Origin of the sequence: Paenarthrobacter sp. CM16, from assembly GCF_013179505.1 — a bacterium.
Lineage (GTDB): Bacteria > Actinomycetota > Actinomycetes > Actinomycetales > Micrococcaceae > Arthrobacter.
Genome location: NZ_JABMCX010000552.1, coordinates 1 through 1,203, shown reverse-complemented (window position 1 = coordinate 1,203; position 1,203 = coordinate 1). Strand labels below are relative to the sequence as shown.

1 protein-coding gene is annotated in these 1,203 nt (G+C 63.3%); it reads right to left on the bottom strand.

Going from position 1 to position 1,203, the window contains the following annotated elements:
- Positions 1-1,041 (bottom strand): carboxypeptidase regulatory-like domain-containing protein (locus HP499_RS24410; protein WP_172326598.1); only part of this gene is annotated, 1,041 nt, incomplete at its 3' end.
- Between the last annotated feature and the right edge of the window lie 162 nt (positions 1,042-1,203).

Sequence of the window (1,203 nt, the reverse complement as noted above, 5' to 3'; positions counted from 1 at the left end):
GACGCCCGGGCGGTAGTAAGCCCACAGGATGCCGCCGAGGGAGGCGAGGACGCCACCGACGATCCAGACAATGCGGATGACCGAGTCGACGTCGATGCCGGAGGCGGCGGCCAGGGCCGGGTTGTCTGCCACAGCGCGGGTTGCCTTGCCGAGACGCGTTTTCAGCAGGACTATGCCGATCAGGGCGATGACCACGGCGCTGATGACCAGCGACCACAGGTTGTTCGGGGAGATGGAGACAGGCCCGATTTGGATTTCCGCGCTTTGTGCGCCGGGCAGCTGCTGGGTTGCTCCACCGAAGAAGAACTGGATGACGTAGCGGATGGCCAGGGCAAGGCCGATGCTGACGATCATCATGGGGACCAGGCCCGAGCCGCGTTTCCTGAGCGGGCGCCATAGACCGGCGTCCTGGACGTAGCCGAAGAGCCCGCCGCCTACCAGCGCCAGCAGGATCGCCAGCCAGAAGGGGAGCCCAAAGCCGTTGAACATGAACACGAGGACGGCGCCCAGCGTGACCATCTCGCCGTGGGCAAAGTTGGTCAGGCCCGTGGTTCCGAAGATCAGGGAGAGGCCCACAGAGGCGAGTGCAAGGAGGAGGCCGAAGCTCAGGCCCGCTACAAGGCGGTTGAGGAGGTTTTGGCCAAAGTCCTGCTGTTGGACCACGATGCCCTCACCGAAGGCGAAGATCACCGACAGGTTGGACGTCTGGCTGAACGTGACATCGCGGGGATTGTCCTGACCCTCGGCCAGTGCGATGCCCTCCGGCAATGTGGAGGTGTCCAGCTCGATGGTGTAAGTGCCCTGGACCGGGACACCGATGGTCCACGCTCCGTTGGCTCCGGAGGTGGCTTCACCTTCGAACCCGTTGCCTGAGGCCTTGATCTTGACGCCGGGTATGGGTGCCCGGGCATCATCGCGGAGGAATCCGCTGATGTTGTTTTGGAATGTCGTCGGTGACGGCGAAGGCGATGGGGTGGTTGCCTGTGCCGAAGGGGCGGCGATCAACAGAAAGGCAATGAGGGCTGCGAACAGCGCCCCCACAACTCTCTGTAGTCCCTTGGACCGTCTGATGGACGGGTCGCGCAGTGTGCTTCTCAAAATGGAAACCTCCACAGTGGGGGTGGTCCCGGCTGCGCCATTGCAGCCGGTGCGAACGGTAAATGGGGCTTGTGAACAGTTCTTGCCTAGCTGCCTCGATTGTGA